General features: G+C 65.6%; 15 protein-coding genes. 4 read left to right on the top strand and 11 right to left on the bottom strand.

Annotated elements, in window-relative coordinates:
- Positions 1-4: 4 nt before the first annotated feature.
- The gene (locus AB0J47_RS01345) at positions 5-1,669 is read right to left on the bottom strand and encodes a circularly permuted type 2 ATP-grasp protein (RefSeq protein ID WP_364339774.1); all 1,665 of its coding nucleotides are present in this window, start codon (positions 1,667-1,669) and stop codon (positions 5-7) included.
- 427 nt (positions 1,670-2,096) lie between these two features.
- Here AB0J47_RS01345 and rpsT point away from each other — a divergent pair, with 427 nt between their 5' ends.
- Both rpsT and AB0J47_RS01335 read left to right on the top strand, forming a co-directional pair.
- Entirely contained in the window at positions 2,097-2,357 is a 261-nt protein-coding gene (gene rpsT, locus AB0J47_RS01340) for a 30S ribosomal protein S20 (RefSeq protein WP_364339163.1), read from the top strand.
- Between the two features lie 348 nt (positions 2,358-2,705).
- Positions 2,706-2,951, top strand: a complete 246-nt coding sequence (locus tag AB0J47_RS01335) for a hypothetical protein (protein ID WP_364339161.1) — start codon at positions 2,706-2,708, stop codon at positions 2,949-2,951.
- 49 nt (positions 2,952-3,000) lie between these two features.
- Here the strand turns inward: AB0J47_RS01335 and AB0J47_RS01330 are convergent, their stop codons facing one another.
- Positions 3,001-3,855, bottom strand: a complete 855-nt coding sequence (locus AB0J47_RS01330; protein ID WP_364339158.1) for a helix-turn-helix transcriptional regulator — start codon at positions 3,853-3,855, stop codon at positions 3,001-3,003.
- 180 nt (positions 3,856-4,035) lie between these two features.
- On the opposite strand from AB0J47_RS01330, the gene AB0J47_RS01325 reads away from it, so the two are divergent.
- Positions 4,036-5,106: an aldo/keto reductase gene (locus AB0J47_RS01325; RefSeq protein WP_364339156.1), complete on the top strand. Its 1,071-nt coding sequence runs from the start codon at positions 4,036-4,038 to the stop codon at positions 5,104-5,106.
- Positions 5,107-5,187: 81 nt separating this feature from the next.
- On the opposite strand, the gene holA is transcribed toward AB0J47_RS01325, so the two are convergent.
- The 4 genes from holA to AB0J47_RS01305 form a co-directional block, all read right to left on the bottom strand.
- Complete coding sequence (gene holA, locus AB0J47_RS01320) at positions 5,188-6,159, bottom strand: DNA polymerase III subunit delta (RefSeq protein WP_364339154.1); 972 nt, start codon at positions 6,157-6,159, stop codon at positions 5,188-5,190.
- A gap of 242 nt (positions 6,160-6,401) precedes the next feature.
- Complete coding sequence (locus AB0J47_RS01315) at positions 6,402-8,966, bottom strand: ComEC/Rec2 family competence protein (protein WP_364339152.1); 2,565 nt, start codon at positions 8,964-8,966, stop codon at positions 6,402-6,404.
- The gene (locus AB0J47_RS01310) at positions 8,963-10,084 is read right to left on the bottom strand and encodes a ComEA family DNA-binding protein (RefSeq protein ID WP_364339150.1); all 1,122 of its coding nucleotides are present in this window, start codon (positions 10,082-10,084) and stop codon (positions 8,963-8,965) included. The genes AB0J47_RS01315 and AB0J47_RS01310 overlap by 4 nt, the downstream gene beginning before the upstream one ends.
- Before the next feature lie 170 nt (positions 10,085-10,254).
- Positions 10,255-11,070, bottom strand: a complete 816-nt coding sequence (locus AB0J47_RS01305; protein WP_364339147.1) for a class I SAM-dependent methyltransferase — start codon at positions 11,068-11,070, stop codon at positions 10,255-10,257.
- A 62-nt stretch (positions 11,071-11,132) separates the two neighbouring features.
- Between AB0J47_RS01305 and AB0J47_RS01300 the strand changes: the two genes are divergently transcribed.
- Positions 11,133-11,720: a TetR/AcrR family transcriptional regulator gene (locus tag AB0J47_RS01300; RefSeq protein ID WP_364339145.1), complete on the top strand. Its 588-nt coding sequence runs from the start codon at positions 11,133-11,135 to the stop codon at positions 11,718-11,720.
- Here AB0J47_RS01300 and AB0J47_RS01295 read toward each other — a convergent pair.
- The 5 genes from AB0J47_RS01295 to lexA form a co-directional block, all read right to left on the bottom strand.
- Positions 11,701-12,339 (bottom strand): histidine phosphatase family protein, encoded by a 639-nt coding sequence (locus AB0J47_RS01295; RefSeq protein ID WP_364339143.1) that lies wholly within the window; start codon positions 12,337-12,339, stop codon positions 11,701-11,703. The genes AB0J47_RS01300 and AB0J47_RS01295 overlap by 20 nt on opposite strands.
- A 65-nt stretch (positions 12,340-12,404) precedes the next feature.
- A complete protein-coding gene (locus tag AB0J47_RS01290) occupies positions 12,405-13,139 on the bottom strand; it encodes an NAD(P)H-binding protein (protein WP_364339141.1) in 735 nt (244 codons plus the stop codon).
- A gap of 83 nt (positions 13,140-13,222) precedes the next feature.
- Positions 13,223-14,173 (bottom strand): non-homologous end-joining DNA ligase, encoded by a 951-nt coding sequence (ligD, locus tag AB0J47_RS01285; protein WP_364339139.1) that lies wholly within the window; start codon positions 14,171-14,173, stop codon positions 13,223-13,225.
- A 237-nt stretch (positions 14,174-14,410) separates the two neighbouring features.
- Entirely contained in the window at positions 14,411-14,902 is a 492-nt protein-coding gene (locus tag AB0J47_RS01280; protein WP_364339137.1) for an FBP domain-containing protein, read from the bottom strand.
- Between the two features lie 87 nt (positions 14,903-14,989).
- The gene (lexA, locus tag AB0J47_RS01275) at positions 14,990-15,649 is read right to left on the bottom strand and encodes a transcriptional repressor LexA (RefSeq protein WP_364339135.1); all 660 of its coding nucleotides are present in this window, start codon (positions 15,647-15,649) and stop codon (positions 14,990-14,992) included.
- Between the last annotated feature and the right edge of the window lie 15 nt (positions 15,650-15,664).

Below are 15,664 nucleotides of genomic sequence, written 5' to 3'. Positions count from 1 at the left end.
CGCATCACCCCGCCTTGTCGTTGGTCTTGCCCGGGGACGGACTGCTGCCGGATTCGGCGAGGTGCTGGATTTGTCCGGGCACACCGACCTGTTGTCGGTCGGACCCGGGACCACCGAACTGGTGCTGACTCCGCCGCATCGATTCCAGCCGCTGCTCCTGCTGTTGTTGCTGCTGTTGCCGATTCGACTGCGTCGAGGTCGATTCCCGGCCGAGCTCACGCTGATCGGATTGCGGCGGATCGCTCACCAGCTCCTCGCCCGCGAGCTCACGGTCGGCGGGCGAGGCGCGCCCGGCCAGCACCCAGGTGTCTTTACTGCCGCCGCCTTGACTGGAGTTGACGACCAGCGACCCCTCCGGCAGCGCCACTCGCGTCAAACCGCCCGGCAGCACCCAGATGTCGTCACCATCATTGACCGCGAATGGCCGCAGGTCGACATGGCGTGGGACAAGTTCGTTGCCGATCTTGGTCGGCACGGTGGACAGCTGCACCACCGGCTGGGCGATCCAGCCCCGCGGATCCGACTTGATCTTGCGCCGGATCGTGTCCAATTCTCGTGGCGTGGCCACCGGGCCGATGACGATGCCGTATCCACCGGACCCCTCGACCGGTTTGATCACGAGTTCGGCGATGCGGTCGAGCACCTCTTCGCGTTCGTCGTCGAGCCAGCAGCGGTAGGTATCGACGTTGGGCAGTACCGGTTTTTCGGCGAGATAGTACTCGATGATCGTCGGCACATACGCGTAGGTCAGTTTGTCATCGCCGACGCCGTTGCCGATCGCGCTGGAAATGACCACATTGCCCGCCCGCGCGGCGTTCACCAGTCCGGCAACGCCGAGCACCGAATCGGGCCGGAAGTGCATGGGGTCGAGGAAGATGTCATCGATGCGGCGGTAGATGACGTCGACCTGACGCTCCCCCGCCGTGGTGCGCATGTAGACGACATTGTCGCGGCAGAACAGGTCGCGCCCCTCGACCAGTTCCACCCCCATCTGCCTGGCCAGCAGCGAATGTTCGAAGTAGGCCGAGTTGTAGACGCCGGGCGTGAGCACGACGACCGTCGGATCGGCCTCGTTCGGCGCGGCCGCTGCGCGCAGGGCGGCCAATAGATGGGTCGGATAGTCGCCGACCGCGCGCACCCGGTGCGAGGAGAACAGATCCGGGAAGACCCGCGCCATGGTGCGCCGGTTCTCCATGACATAGGACACCCCGGACGGTGCGCGCAGATTGTCCTCGAGCACTCGGAAATCGCCGCGCTCGTCACGGATCAGATCGATGCCGGCCACATGGATGCGCACTCCGTTCGGCGGCACCAGTCCGGCGGCCTCGCGGTGGAAGTGCTGGCATGAGGTGACCAGCCGCTTCGGGATGACCTCGTCGCGCAGGATGTTCTGCTCGCCGTAGATATCGGCGAGGAACAGCTCCAGCGCCGTGACCCGCTGCTTGATCCCGCGCTCCAGCTTGGCCCACTCGGCGGCCGCGATCACCCGAGGCACCAGATCGAGTGGGAAGGGACGCTCCTGTCCGGATAGCGAGAAGGTGATGCCCTGATCGATGAAGGCGCGGTCGAGTGCGTCCGAACGGGCAGCGAGATCGGCCACGTCGATGGGCGCGAGCGCCGAGAAGATTCCCTTATACGGCTGACGCACCCGACCCTGGCTGTCGAACATTTCGTCGAAGGCGTCCGCGTACCGGCCAGGTTGGTAGCCCTCGAATAGTCCGGATGTGGTTGCTCTACCGTTGCCGTTCGCATGCCCGTTCGACCGGACGCGATTCGGCGCAGATCGTGCCGAACGTGGCGGCGAGCCGGGAGTCATGCGAAAATCGTGCTACAGCAGCATCGATGCCGTGTGAGACGCAAGTAAATTTCTTGCATCACTCCGGATTTTACGCCCCTTACGCGGTCGGTAGCGTTGCCGGCCGAGCCGTTCGCGCGGTAGCGATTTCGCGTGCCGGGGCGGTGGTGATTTCGTGTGCGACGCGGGGGCTGGTACCCTCGATCTTCGGCGTCGCGTTACCTGATTACTCCGGTTTCCAACGCGCGCTCGCGAACTTTTCAGCACAGTCCACCAGCGACAGGAACACGAGGAAACAGGCGTGGCCAACATCAAGTCCCAGATGAAGCGGATCCGCACCAACGAGGCGGCGCGCTTGCGCAATCAGTCGGTCAAGTCCGAGCTGCGCACCGAGATCCGCAAGGTCCGGGAGGCCTTCGCGGCCGGTGACAAGGAGAAGGCCGCCGGTCTGGTCGTGAACGCCAGCCGCAAGCTGGACAAGGCCGCTTCCAAGGGCGTCATCCACGCCAACCAGGCCGCAAACAAGAAGTCGGCTCTCGCGGTGGCGCTGAACAAGCTCTGATCGCAACAGTACCGTCCATACGTTGACGCAGCCGCCGTGGCCACGATGACCACGGCGGCTTTTGTCGCCCCCATCAACTATTGCGAGGGTCACTTTTTCGGTCCGGCGGCATGGATTCGGATATTTCTTCAGCAATAGTTCAGCAATCTTCCGTCACGGTAGCGATGCCGCTGCCTGGGCGTTGAGCGGAACCGTCCCGGCAGGTGCCGCGTCATCGAGACTTTCCTGGCAAATCGGCAGGAAAGTGCTGGCCCTGCCAGCATCCGCAGGTCATCGCCGCATCCCACTCCTCGAGCCGTATTCGGATCGGGCAGCCACATGTCGGAGGTTCCCGCTACGATTCGGCGCATGGTTACCGTCTACGCCAATCAGACGCCGGTCCGCTCCGAAGATCTGCCGGACATCATCCGCGCAGCCGAGGTCCTAGGCATCGGCCTGAAGATCGAGAACGTCATGGTCCCCGATGAGGAAGGCGGCTACTCGCTCGAGTGGATCGTCACCCGGGACGAGGAAATTCCGGCCTACGAGGAGTGGGAGGGCCGGTACGAGGAGTCCGAAGACGACATCGAGCTGGTTCTCAGCTCGGTCGAATAGATCCCCGCGAATCCGCACCCGCACCGAGCGGGTGCGGATCTCTGGGTACTCAATCCAGATCGCCGTTCAACCGATCCAGCGCGGCTTGGGAGTCCGCATCGGCCGCGCGATAGATGATGATGCGCTGGTCCGGATCCTGTAGCGGCATGAGTACTTCGAAATTGACCACCAGCGGCCCGACTTCCGGGTGTCGCAGCGGCTTCTCCCCGCGCCCCTGCACCCGGACGTCGTGCCTGGCCCACCCCTGCGCGAACTCCTCGCTGCGTGCGGTGAACTCAGCGACCAGATCGGCGAGTTCCTGATCGTCCGGATGGGCCGCCCACGCGGCGCGCAGATCGGCGACGCCCTCGCGAATGATCCGATCCCGGTCGCAGTAGAAATCGCGCATCGCGGGATCCAACAGGCACAGCCACATGGAATTGCGCTGCCGCGGCGGCAGGGCGCCGAAGTCGACGACCAACCGCGCCATTTCCGGATTCCACGCCAGGATGTCGTAGCGGTGGTTGATCAGCATCGCGGGCAGCGGCGACAGATCGTGCACCAGCAGCTCTAGAGCGGCCGCGGGGACGGTGCTCGGTTTCCCGGCATTCGGCTGGCGCTGCTGGGCCAGATCGAAGAGGTAGGCGCGCTCGTCGGTATCCAGACGCAGGGCGCGGGCGAGCGCCTCCAGGACATCCGCGGATGGGCGCAGGCCGCGTCCCTGTTCCAGTCGCACGATGTAGTCGGTGCTCACACCCGCCAGCTCGGCGACTTCCTCCCGGCGCAGGCCCGGGGTGCGCCGAGCCTGTTTGCGCGGAGGCAGCCCCAGATCGCCGGGATTCAAGCGCTCGCGCCGAGCGCGCAGGAAGGTCGCGAGTGCTTGTGCCCAATTCGCGGAGCTCCCTGACCCTTCGTGGTCACGCAAGCTACCGCCTCCGGACCTGAGCTCGCTCCGCTGTGTCGCATTCACCGTGCTCGTCATCGCCCTCGATCTTACGGCTGACTAGGACTGGCTTTCCCAGGAAAGACCTTCCCTTACCCAAGCTCTCGCACCGTTCCAGACTCGATGACACCGGAAACGAAGTACTAACGACAGGAGCACGACATGTCCGGAGCCCGCACCCTCGATACCTACCGGTTGCTCGGCCGTTCGGGTCTTCGGGTGTCTCCGCTGTCCCTCGGGACAATGACGTTCGGCGCCGATTGGGGTTGGGGCGCCGATAAGGACGAGGCCCGCAAGATCTTCGACACCTATGTCGAGCGCGGCGGCAACTTCATCGATACCGCGAGCCAGTACACCAACGGCACCTCCGAGCAGCTGCTCGGCGAATTCAGCGCCGCCAATCGCGAAAGTCTGGTGCTGGCAACGAAATACACGATGCTGCGGCGGCCGACCGACCCCAACTCCGGCGGCAATCACCGCAAGAGCATGGTCGGTTCGGTGGAGGCCAGCCTGCGTCGGCTGAACACCGACTACATCGACCTGCTGTATCTGCACGCCTGGGACTTCCTGACCCCGGTCGAGGAAATCCTGCGCGCCATGGACGATCTGGTCCGCGCCGGCAAGGTGCTCTATGTCGGCATCTCCGACGCACCGGCCTGGCAGGTCGCACGCATGCAGACCATCGCCGACCTGCGCGGCTGGTCGCCACTGATCGCGTTGCAGATCGAATACAGCCTGATCGAGCGGACCGTCGAACGCGATCTCATTCCGATGGCGAGGGAACTCGGCCTCGGTGTGGTGCCGTGGTCGCCGCTGGCCAGCGGTGTGCTCACCGGCAAGTACAGCCGCGCCGACCTGACACACGACGCGGAGAGCTCACCCGAGGGCACCCGCAAGAACGTGGCCGCCGCCAACGGCTCGCTCACCGAACGCGGCCTGGTAATCGCCGACGTGGTGAAAGATGTTGCGGCACAACTGGGCAAGACTCCATCGCAAGTAGCGCTCGCCTGGACACTGCAGAACCCAGGCGTCACGGCACCGATCATCGGTGCGCGGACGGCGGCACAGTTGGAGGACAACCTCGGTGCGCTCGAGGTGGAATTCGATGCCGCCCAGCTGGACCGGCTGGAACAAGCCAGCGCGATCGAACTGGGCTTCCCGCACGACATGCTGGCGCGTCCGATGACCCGCGGAGTGACGTTCGGCGACCTGAAAATCGAAGGCCGCGAGTGAGTTTCCCCTTTGCGGTGGGTGCGAGCCCTATTCGCACCCACCGCATCGGTGTGTCGGACAGCGAGCAGGTTCAGCGCTATCTCAGCTTGCGGAGTGCAGGTCCAGGATCTGCGTGAGGGCGTGTTCCAAGGCGTAGGTGGCGTCGGCGGCACCACCCTTGACGTCGGCATTCAGCGTGGCGACCACTTGCAGGGCCGTGCCGATGCTGGCCTGGTTCCAACCTCGCGCTTGGGCCTGGGCTTTCTTCACCTTCCACGGCGGCATGCCCAACTGCTGGGCCAGCTTGAACGGGTCGCCGCGGCCCGCGGAGCCGACACGGGCGATGGTATGGACGGAGTCGGCGAGTGCGTCGGCGAGCAGTACATGCGGTACACCGCGGTCGGTGGCCCAGCGCAATGCCTCCATGGCACCGGGGCGATCCCCCGCGACCGCGAGTTCGGCGACATCGAAACCGGAAATCTCGGCCTTGCCGGAGTAGTAGCGGCGCACGGCGGCGATATCGATCTTGCCGCCGGTATCGGCGACCAATTGCGAACAGGCCGCGGACAATTCCCGCAGATCCGAGCCGACCGCCTCCAGCATCACCTGCACGACCTCGCTCGAAACCCGCGCCCCGGCGTTGCGAAATTCGCCGCGTACGAACTCCACCCGCTCGGCCGCCTTGGTCAGCTTGGCGCAATCGTGCACCTGCGCACCCGACTTCTGCAGCGCAGGGGCCAGTGCCTTGGCCCGACCGCCCCCGGAATGCAGCACCACGAGCACCACACCTTCGGGCGGATCCCCGGCGGCAGCGGTGATCACCGCGACCGCCTCCTTACCGGCCTCCGCCGCCGACTCGAGCACGATCACCCGATCCTCGGCGAAAAGGGAAGGACTCAGCAGCTCTGCTAGCTCAGCGGTGCTGGCATCCCCGGCCCGCAGCCGATCAACAGGCACCGCATCGGGCTCGGGCGCATTCGCCCGCACCTGCGCCGTAATCCCCGCGATGGCCCGTTCGACCAACAGCTCTTCATCACCGAGCACCAGGTGCACTGCCGCAGTCCGTTCGCTCACGCGAGCATCCTACGGTTCGTCACCGACACCTCCTCACACCTCGCAGGCTCCTCCGCCTTTTCACCATCCGTGTTCGAAACTCGGGCCTCCCGGTCGTCTAGCTATTCCGTCCGTCATCCACGCGCTGCACTCCAGCAGGTACCGGTCCCGACTTCGGCCGGACGGATCCAACGGCGAGCCTGCGCTCCGAAGCTCCGGGGTCCAGCAGCTTGTCCAGATCGGCGCGCAGACTATCGGGACAGCTATCTGGCTCTTCGGGTGGTCAGGGTTCGCAGCTGACGGCCCTCACCCAGGACCAGTACGTCGCCCTGTTGATCGGTCCGCGCGACGGCGACACCCAGGTCGGCGAGATCCGCGAGCACACCCGGATTCGGGTGGCCGAAGGTGTTGTCGGCACCGACGCTGACCAAGGCGAGTCGCGGGTGGACGGCGGCAATGAATTCCTTCGTGGTCGTTCGCGATCCGTGGTGCGGCAGCTTCAGGACGTCGGCTTGCACAGGAGCACCCGAGTGGAGCAGTCGTTGTTGCGCTGGGGCCTCGATATCGCCGGTGAGCAGGATTCGGCCCTCAGGTGTGGTGGCGGCGATGACGATCGAGCGGTCATTGGCATCATCGGTGCTAGGCGGGCTGGTCGGGCGGTGTTGGAGTGGGGCCGGGGCGAGTACGTTCAATTCGACAGCGCCGAAACGCAATACCTGTCCCGAAGACAACTCCAGCACCGGGATGTGTTCCTGTGCCGCGAGACCAGCGACTTGTTCCGGTCCGCTGACCGATGCGCGCCGATGTCGTGGCGAATGCGGTTCGGGGGAAGAGTCCGTCGACGCATCCGAATCCGCCTCCGATCTGGTCGAATTCGATATTCGACGGTCGCCGGTGATTGCGGATTCGACATTTCCCGCTGTTCCGGAGAGCTCGCCGGGCCCGACTGCCAGGGCGTCGACCGCACGGCCTTGTAAGGCACCAGCCAATCCGGCGATGTGGTCGGCGTGCGGATGTGTCAGCACGAGCAGCGAGATCCGGTTGATGCGCAGGCGATTCAGACAGGTGCGCATGATGCGCGGGTCCGGTCCGACATCGATGACCACCGCCGTGTGGTCACCGACGGACAATGCGAGTCCGTCTCCCTGACCAACATCACAAACAGCCAATACCCAGCCAGCGGGTGGCCAGCCCGGATGCCAGACCCGCACCGGAATCAGCACGCCCGCGACGCCGAGGAGCACGGCAGCTGCGAGGCGGCGCATCATCGCCGACCGCAATGCGAGCACAGCGAAAACTACTGCCGCACAAGCGATAGCCCCGCCGGTGAGACCACCGCGCACTGAGATCTCCGCGCCCGGCACGTTCGCCGCATGTTCGGCCACGAACAGCAACCACCACAGTGGCGGTTGCGTGCAGCGCAGTATCAGTTCGGCCAGCGGCGGCCAGGCCGCAGCAAGTACGGTGCCGACCGCACCGAGCACCGTGACCGGTGCGATTACGGGTTCGACCAGGATGTTCGCGAGAATCGCGACCAGACTGAGCCGCCCGGTCAACGCGACCACGACCGGTGTCGTCACCACGAATGCGGCGGCCGATACGGCGACGATCTCGGCTGGCACCCGCCACCAGCCGCGATCGCGCAACCAATCCGCCCAACTGGGTGCCAATAGGATCAGTCCGGCGGTCGCCAGTACCGACAGTCCGAATCCGGCTCGCACGGCAAGTTCTGGCCACAGTGCGAGCAAACCGATGACCGCGGTGCAGAGCGCGGGCAATGCTTGCTTGCGACGTCCGGTTATCAAGGCGAGCAGAGTAATCGCGCCCATTGCCCCTGCCCGCAGCACACTCGGATCCGGACGTGCCACAACAATGAACATCAGCAGTGCCGCAGCCGCGACCGCGGCACCGGCGCGCGGCCCAAGGGTGAGCAGCCGCACAGCACCGAGCACGACCGCCAACAAAATCGTGAAATTGGCCCCGCTGACCACGCAAATATGTTCCAGTCCAGCGATTTCGAACTCCTCGCGGACTTCGTCGGGCAGCGCGGAAGTGTCTCCCACCACCAGCGCGGGCAGCAGCCCCGCCTGCTGTTCGGGTAGTATGCGTGCCGCCTGCGCGAGGTCGGTGCGCACCGCCGCCGCGACCCGTTGCCACCAGGGCAAGGCACTGACCACGACCGGCGGTCCCTGAGCCCGCAGCGTGGCGACGGTGAGGTCGCGGTGCCACGGCCGTTCCGGCTTGGCCCGAAACTCCACCGCTCGCCCGGGCAATAGCTCGCCCCAGTCCATGCCGGACCCGAGGATCACCACGGTGCCACCCACCCGTACCGTCACACCGCCTTGCCGATACTCGCGCAACCGAGCCTGCACCTTCCATCGCTGCTCACCCCCGAATGCGCTGGACCGCACCGGTTTCGGATCATCGGTGGGTATCACGACCACACGCACCGAAGCGGCCGTGTTCCGCAACGGATGCGTCGCCACCCGATGCTCGCGCCATGCCCCGGCCACCGCGAACCCGGCACCCATCAGCAGCGCGGCGAGTGCGGCGACGGCGACCACCCGCCACCGCGCGCTGGGATGGGCCACCGCGCGCAAAAGCACCACCCAGAGGCCGATCGCCAGCAGCACCAGCGCCGACGCCAGCACCAAACCGGCCACCCATCCCACCGTCAGCACGACAATCGTCGCGCCCCAACAACTCAACGCGGCGGGCAGCAACCGCGCGTCGAGCACCCGTGCTGCCTGCACCGATGGCTCACCATCCTCGGCAGCCCGTCGATCGATATCGCCCTGCCCATCTGTCCCACCGTCGAATGCGGTCATACCGTCACCAGATCGCGCAGGCGGGCGAGCCGGGCCGGGCCGATGCCGTCGACCTCGCCGAGTTGGGCGACATCGGTGAATCGTCCATTCGTGGTGCGCCAGGTGACGATTGCGCGAGCAGTGACCGGGCCGATGCCCGGGAGGGCATCGAGTTCGGCTTCGGTCGCGGTATTGAGGTCGATCTTGCTCGACGGGCGTTGCGCCGCAGTGGAATTCGGTGCAGATCCGCCCGGCGGCCGTCCACCTGCACCGATCGTGGCACTGCCGAGCTGCGGCCCCGCGTTCGGACCGCTCGGACCAACGAGAACCTGGTCGCCGTCCTGGAGACGCTGCGCGAGGTTGAGCCCGCTCAGATCCGCACCGTCCTTCGCACCGCCCGCAGCGGTGAGCGCGTCGGCGACTCGCGACCCGGCGGGCAATCGCACCAGGCCCCCGCGATGGACGAGACCGACCACGCTGATCACCAATTCCGTTGTGGGACTCGTAGTTACCGGCAGGGCAGACGATGCCGCGCCGGATGATGCCGCGCCGGACGATGCCGCCATGCTTGCGGCGGACAGCCCAGCCGGTGCCGTACCGGTGCTGACGCGCACCGCGGACGGCAGCGGCACCGCCTGCGCGACCGGTCGCTCACGCAACACCACGACAGCCGCGACTACCACTGCTGCCAGTCCGACCGCGACGAGCGTCACCAGTCCCCGCCACCCCGGATCCAGTCGAGTACCCCGAAACCGTTCCGGCACAAGATGTTCCCGCCATGCCGAGCGGTGCCGCGGCTCATCCAGCCAACCCGGTGCCCGCACCTCGCCGACCGCGTCCGCCCAGTCCTCCTCATCATCGAGATCGGACCGGGCGTCCTTGGTAGACGAAAAATCGGTATCGGACTCCACAGCGTCGGATAACTCCTGGTCATCCCAGCGTCCACCGCGGACCAGCGGCGCACTTCGCCCCGATCGTTTTCCGGACTTCGACGAACGTGGCGAACTTCGACAGAGCTCAGCGCCTCGGCGGTCGTTACGCGCCGGACTCCCGGCACCGATCGTTCGGCTGGCACCGACCCGCTCGGTCAGCACGGTCAGTCGTCGGCGAATCCGCTCGCGCTCGTCATGTCGGGACATGGCGGCGACGCTAGTCCCACCGCACGGCCGAGAATCGGTGCCGACCAGGCGAAATAAAAAGTCTGTTGATAACTCCGTGCCTGTGGATAACCCCGCTCGCGAAGGCGCGAATGCCTGTCCGACAACAGCGTCGGCGGGCGCACGTTACGGGGCTCGAACTGAGGCATAGGTCAGTTCCGCAGTGCTGTCAATACCGTCGTGGTGAACTGCACCGGGAAGGAACCACCAGCCGCGTCGATGGCGACCCCGACGCCTGCCAGCACCTCTTCCTGTGTGGCAGAAGAGAATTGAGCATGACCGCCGGTCGTGGGCAGTTGATCCAGCCACTCGTCCCGGGTGTAGGTCCGCTCCCAATCGAACGTCCACTGCTCGGGATCACCGAAGCCATCCGCCGCCTGAATCCCCTCGCTCGCCTTGATCGACGGCGACGAAGACGCCGTCGTCGCCCCCGCTGCCCAACGAGCAGCAAGCGAGTCGGGCACGACCCGTTGATAGACCGCGGCGAAGCCTTGGGCCAACTCTGTTGGCGGCTGGCCCGAATTCCAGAACACGGCCAGCCGTCCACCGGGTCGCAGCACTTCGGCGGCCTTTGCGGCACCCGCGAGAGGGTGCACCCAGTGCCAGCTCTGGCCGGAGATGACGGCGTCGAAGGTTCGGCCAGCGGGGTCCCAGGATTCGAAGGCCGACACTTCGACCTCGAAGCCGTGCTTGCGCGCCCACTCGGCCATCCGCGCATCGACCTCCACACCAAGGACGCGACAACCGGCGGCCCGGAACTGCCGAGCCGCTATGCCGGTACCGATGCCGACATCGACGATCTCGAGGCCCGGGCTGGCGGCGACGATCGCATCCACCATGGCAGCCGGATAGCTGGGTCGGGCCCGGTCGTAGCGTTGCGGATCCGAGCCGAACGATTCGGCCAGCTCACGGGCTCGATGGGATTCGCGTTGGTCGGAGGCGGTGCGCTCCGGAGGTAGAGTGGGCATGCGCCCACCATAGTGGGCATGCGCCCACTTGCCAACGGGTGCGCCCGAGAAAAGGAGATACCGTGCCGACAGGGGTGGCCATGCGCGATCCGCGCGAGCAGCTATTCGCTGCCGCCGAGCGAATCCTGTTGCGAGACGGTCCGAATGCGCTGAACAGTCGCGCGGTCACCACCGAGGCAGGCTGCGCCAAGGGCGTCCTGCACCGGCACTTCGCCGACTTCGACGCGTTCCTCGCCGAACTCGTCCTCGACCGCATCGGCCGAATCGATCAGCAGTCCGCCGCCCTGCGCGAATCCGCAGGCACCCGCACGGTCACCGACAATCTCACCGAAGCCCTGACCACCGTCTTCGAATCGGTCGCGGTAGCCATAGTCAGCCTCGTCACCTTCCGAGACGAACTCCGCGCCCGCCTGCGCCCCGTCCGCCCCTCCGGCGTCCCGGTACTCACCGAAGCAACCACGATGCTCGCCACCTACCTCACCGCCGAACAGGCCCTGGGCCGCATAACCCCCGAAGCCGACACCCACACCCTCGCCCTGACCCTCATCGGCAGCGCCCACCTCCTCTTCGCCGACCGAACCACCGCCCCACCCACCCCCGAAGCCACCCGCAAAGTCGTAACCACCGTCATCACAAGCGCTCTCGGCTGAGATGGCGAGTGTCACCAAGCCTGACGACCTGGCGGTTGTGAAAGTAGTCATCCTCACGCAACTCGGTAATACTTCCCGGAGCAGCGTGAAACCGGGCGTAACCGAGTGCTTCGATCGGCAACATAGTCCACGCCGCAACCACGAAAGTGATTGCGCCACCGTGGGTCACCACGATCTGATGATCGCAGTCGCGCTGCCGAATCGCATCCATCGCCGCGTAGACCCGCTGTGCGAATGCGGCAATGGTCTCCGATCCCGATATGCCTTCATCGTGGCGCATTCGCTCCCCGAGCACCGGCGGCCGCACGAATCTCCGATCCAGCCACTCCCGGGGCTTGCCCTCGGCCTCGCCATAGGACTTCTCGCGCAATCTCGGATCGAGAACCGGCGGTACCTGCAGAACGTTGCCGATCACGGTCGCGGTACGCGCAGCACGTCGCAGATCCGATGCGAACAACTCCACGTCGACCTGCATTGCAATCCTCGCCCGAAGCGCATCGGCGATGGCATCCGCAGCGCGCAAACCCGCAGACGTGAGCTGCGAGTCATACCACCCGCCCACGAGGCACTCGACATGGTGTGTCGACTCCGGATGGGCGATGACATAGACGGTTCGCATGAGCCGATCCTCGTCGACGCGGGACCTACGCTGCGGACTCGACTGCCTCCGAAGAGTTCACCTGGTCAGCGTGACCGCAGCCAGTCCCGGAAGTGGGTGGTAGCGAGGTGGGTGCCTTTGGGCGCCGTGAGCACATCTCCTTTGACGGCTGCGAATAGGCCGGCGGTCTCGTCGGTGATGACGCGGCGGTTGTCGCCGGTGATCTCCAGTGCGATTCGGCCCAGTTCGTCGAGTCGGAAGACTTCGGGGCCGCCGATATTGCGGATGCCTCGCAGCGGAGCGCCTGCGGCGACCTCGGCGACGGCGGCAGCGACCTCGGCGGAGCTGATGGGCTGAATCGGGGTGGACGGCAGCCGCACGACATCACCGTCGGTTGTCCAGTCCAGCGCCGCCACAACGAATTCCATGAACTGAGTCGCGCGGACGATCGAGTACGGGATCGGTCCGGCCTCGACCAGGTCCTGCTGCAGTGTCTTGGCCCGGTAGTAGACGAGGTCGGGCACCTGGTCGACGCCGACGATCGAGAGCGTCACGATGTGGCGCACGCCCGCCGCCTGCGCGGCGGCCAAGAGGTGGGGCACCGAGGTGCGGAAGAAGTCGAGCGAGGCCTCGTCGAAGGTCGGCGAGTTGGCCACGTCGACGACCACCTCGGCACCGCGCAGCGCCTGGTCGAGTCCGTCGCCGGTGAGGAGATCGATGCCGGTCGAGCGCGAGTGCCCGGTCGCATCGTGTCCCGCCGCGGTGAGCTTCTCCACCACCTGGGAGCCGATGAGTCCGGTGCCGATGACTGCGATCTTCATGAGCTTGCCTCCTGTTCGCTATCGGGGCGGATCGCCCCGTAGAGCACTGTGTCGACGGTCCGCACGCTGTCGAGCCCACGCGTCTAATCCGATAATGGCGCCTTCACTTCCGTCGGGGATTTGTCGGGACGCAGGCCGCGCCAGGAGGGATGGCGGAGGCGGCCGTCGCTGGTCCATTCGGTGAAAGTCACTTCGCCGACGAGGGTTGGGGTTGTCCAGATAGCGTCGGGCACGTCGGCGGTTACGGTGGGGCTATTGCGTTGTAGGTGTTGGAGTTCGGATTGGAGGTCGGCGAGGGCGGATTGCGTGAAGCCGGTACCGACGTTGCCGATGTAGACGAGGTTTCCGGAGTCGTCGTGCACTGCCATCAGGAGGGAGCCGATGGTCCGTGCGCGTCTGCCGGTTCCCGGTCGCCAGCCGACGATGATGACCTCCTGGTCGCGCATATTTTTGACCTTGGTCCACAATGGGCTGCGCCGGCCGGGGAGGTAGGGACTGTCGAGGCGTTTGCAGAGAATGCCTTCGAGGCCAAGGTGTTTCGATTCGGCGAGTACATCTGCGCCGGTGCCGTGTAAGCGCGGTGGAACCTGCCAATGCGGGCCGCGTAGGCCGAGTTGTTCCAACAGTTGGCGACGCTGCTGATAGGGCAGGTCGATCAGGGATCGGTCGCCGATGTGGAGCAGGTCGAAGATCAGGTACGTCGCGGGAATGGACTTCCGCAACGCGCGGATCATGGCGGGATTGCGCTGGTGCATGCGTGGCTGCAGTGCTTCGAAGGAGGTCCGGCCGTCGGCGGCGAAGGTGACGACCTCGCCGTCGACGACGAATCTCGGATTCCCGGGTGCGATATCCGCGAGTTCCGGCCAGGCCGCGGAGATGTCCTTATCGTTGCGCGAAATCAGCCGCAGGTCGTTATCGACGTACCCGATGGCGCGAATGCCATCGAATTTGACCTCGTAGCCCCAGCGGTCACCGTCGCCGGGGAGAGCACCCGCCAGCGCCAGCATCGCCGCATAGTGCGGCAGCCTCGTCACACCCGCCTCGTCGCCATCGCCGGTCCCCTTGCGAACTCGAACGCTGCTGACAATTAGCTGAATGATACCGACTGGTCTGGCAGGCGAGGGTTATCGAACGATTCCTCTCCGGATGAGCGGGTCCGGACCGATTCCGGGCCTGCTCAACCGGAGAGGAATCCTGAGCATCCAGAGTTCTGTTGAGTGTCGGCACATGGCATCTACCTCCATTTCATTGCTGGGACCGAATCGACGGATCTAGGTGAACAGCCTGGTGACGAAGGCGTTCATGTTGTCCCGGACTCGCTCGATCTTGGTCTCCTCGGTGATCAGATCTTCCCGGTACCGATTGCCGAGCGCGGGCGTTCGTTTACCGCGCGCGTACAGCGAACACGCCAGATCGGTGCACATATAGGTACCGATCGAGTTGCCCCGGCGTCCGGATTCGCCCGCCTTGTGCGCGGTCATCAGCGAGACGCCGCGACCGGTATGCGAGGTCAGGCAGATCGCGCACATTTGGGTACGGCCGGATCCACCGGTTTCGTAGCGCAGCGCGATGCCGAGGATGCGATCGTCGCGCGGCACAACGAGATAGCCGCGACCGGGCAGTGATGGATCGCTCCAGCCCAGGAAGTCCAGGTCATCCCACGGTCGCTTGTCCAGGTCCCGGGGCACCGGCAACTTCTTGGCGGTCGTCTTGGAACAGTTGATGAACGACGACCTGATGTCGCGTTCGGTGACGGCTTTCATGACGGCATCGACTCCTTCGATCGATCGGTGGACAAACCGAAGGAACGCTACAGCTGGTCATTAGCCCGGGCAACGGAATTTCCAGGCTCACACGCGGCGCATCACCGACACGACCTTCCCGAGCACCACCGCCTCATCACCGTCGATCACGTCGTAGGCCGGATTGCGCGGTTCCAGATAGACATGCCCGTTGCGACGCCGATACACCTTCACCGTCGCCTCCCCATCGATCATCGCGGCGACGATGTCACCGGAATGCGCCTCGTACTGTTTGCGGATGACCACCAGATCGCCGTCGCAGATCGCCGCATCGATCATGGAATCGCCGCGCACGCGCAGCCCGAAAACCGTTCCGCGACCGACGAGTTCACGCGGCAGCGTCATCACGTCGTCGGCGTGTTCCTCGGCGAGGATGGGCGTGCCCGCAGCGATATCACCGACGACCGGAACCGCGACCGAATCATCGGCCTGCTCCGCAACCACCGACGCCTGCAGGAACATCCGCACATCGATCGGCCGTGACATGGTCTCGCTGCGGCGCAGAAACCCCCTGTCCTCCAAGGACTTCAGATGCTTGGAGACCGAGGACGAGGACCGCAGGCCGACAGCATCGCCGATCTCCCTGGTATTCGGCGCGTACCCGTACCGCAGCACCCAGTCCCGGATCGTGGCGAGGATCCGCTGCTGACGCGGCGGCAGGGTCGAGGTGTCGAGGTGGTCGAAGGCATCGTGGTCGTATCCGGTCACCCGCGAATCTTAGAG

The organism is Nocardia sp. NPDC049737, assembly GCF_040674755.1.
Lineage (GTDB): Bacteria > Actinomycetota > Actinomycetes > Mycobacteriales > Mycobacteriaceae > Nocardia.
Note: the sequence above shows the minus strand (reverse complement) of the source record. Positions and strands in the feature narration are given on the sequence as shown.

Bases quoted from the DNA above. Each gene is read 5' to 3' on its own strand.
- AB0J47_RS01305 (WP_364339147.1), bottom strand. From the start codon at position 11,070: ATGCCCACTCTACCTCCGGAGCGCACCGCCTCCGACCAACGCGAATCC.
- AB0J47_RS01315 (WP_364339152.1), bottom strand. From the start codon at position 8,966: ATGACCGCATTCGACGGTGGGACAGATGGGCAGGGCGATATCGATCGA.
- AB0J47_RS01325 (WP_364339156.1), top strand. From the start codon at position 4,036: ATGTCCGGAGCCCGCACCCTCGATACCTACCGGTTGCTCGGCCGTTCG.
- AB0J47_RS01280 (WP_364339137.1), bottom strand. From the start codon at position 14,902: ATGAAAGCCGTCACCGAACGCGACATCAGGTCGTCGTTCATCAACTGT.
- AB0J47_RS01290 (WP_364339141.1), bottom strand. From the start codon at position 13,139: ATGAAGATCGCAGTCATCGGCACCGGACTCATCGGCTCCCAGGTGGTG.
- AB0J47_RS01345 (WP_364339774.1), bottom strand. From the start codon at position 1,669: ATGTTCGACAGCCAGGGTCGGGTGCGTCAGCCGTATAAGGGAATCTTC.
- AB0J47_RS01335 (WP_364339161.1), top strand. From the start codon at position 2,706: ATGGTTACCGTCTACGCCAATCAGACGCCGGTCCGCTCCGAAGATCTG.
- AB0J47_RS01295 (WP_364339143.1), bottom strand. From the start codon at position 12,339: ATGCGAACCGTCTATGTCATCGCCCATCCGGAGTCGACACACCATGTC.
- AB0J47_RS01310 (WP_364339150.1), bottom strand. From the start codon at position 10,084: ATGTCCCGACATGACGAGCGCGAGCGGATTCGCCGACGACTGACCGTG.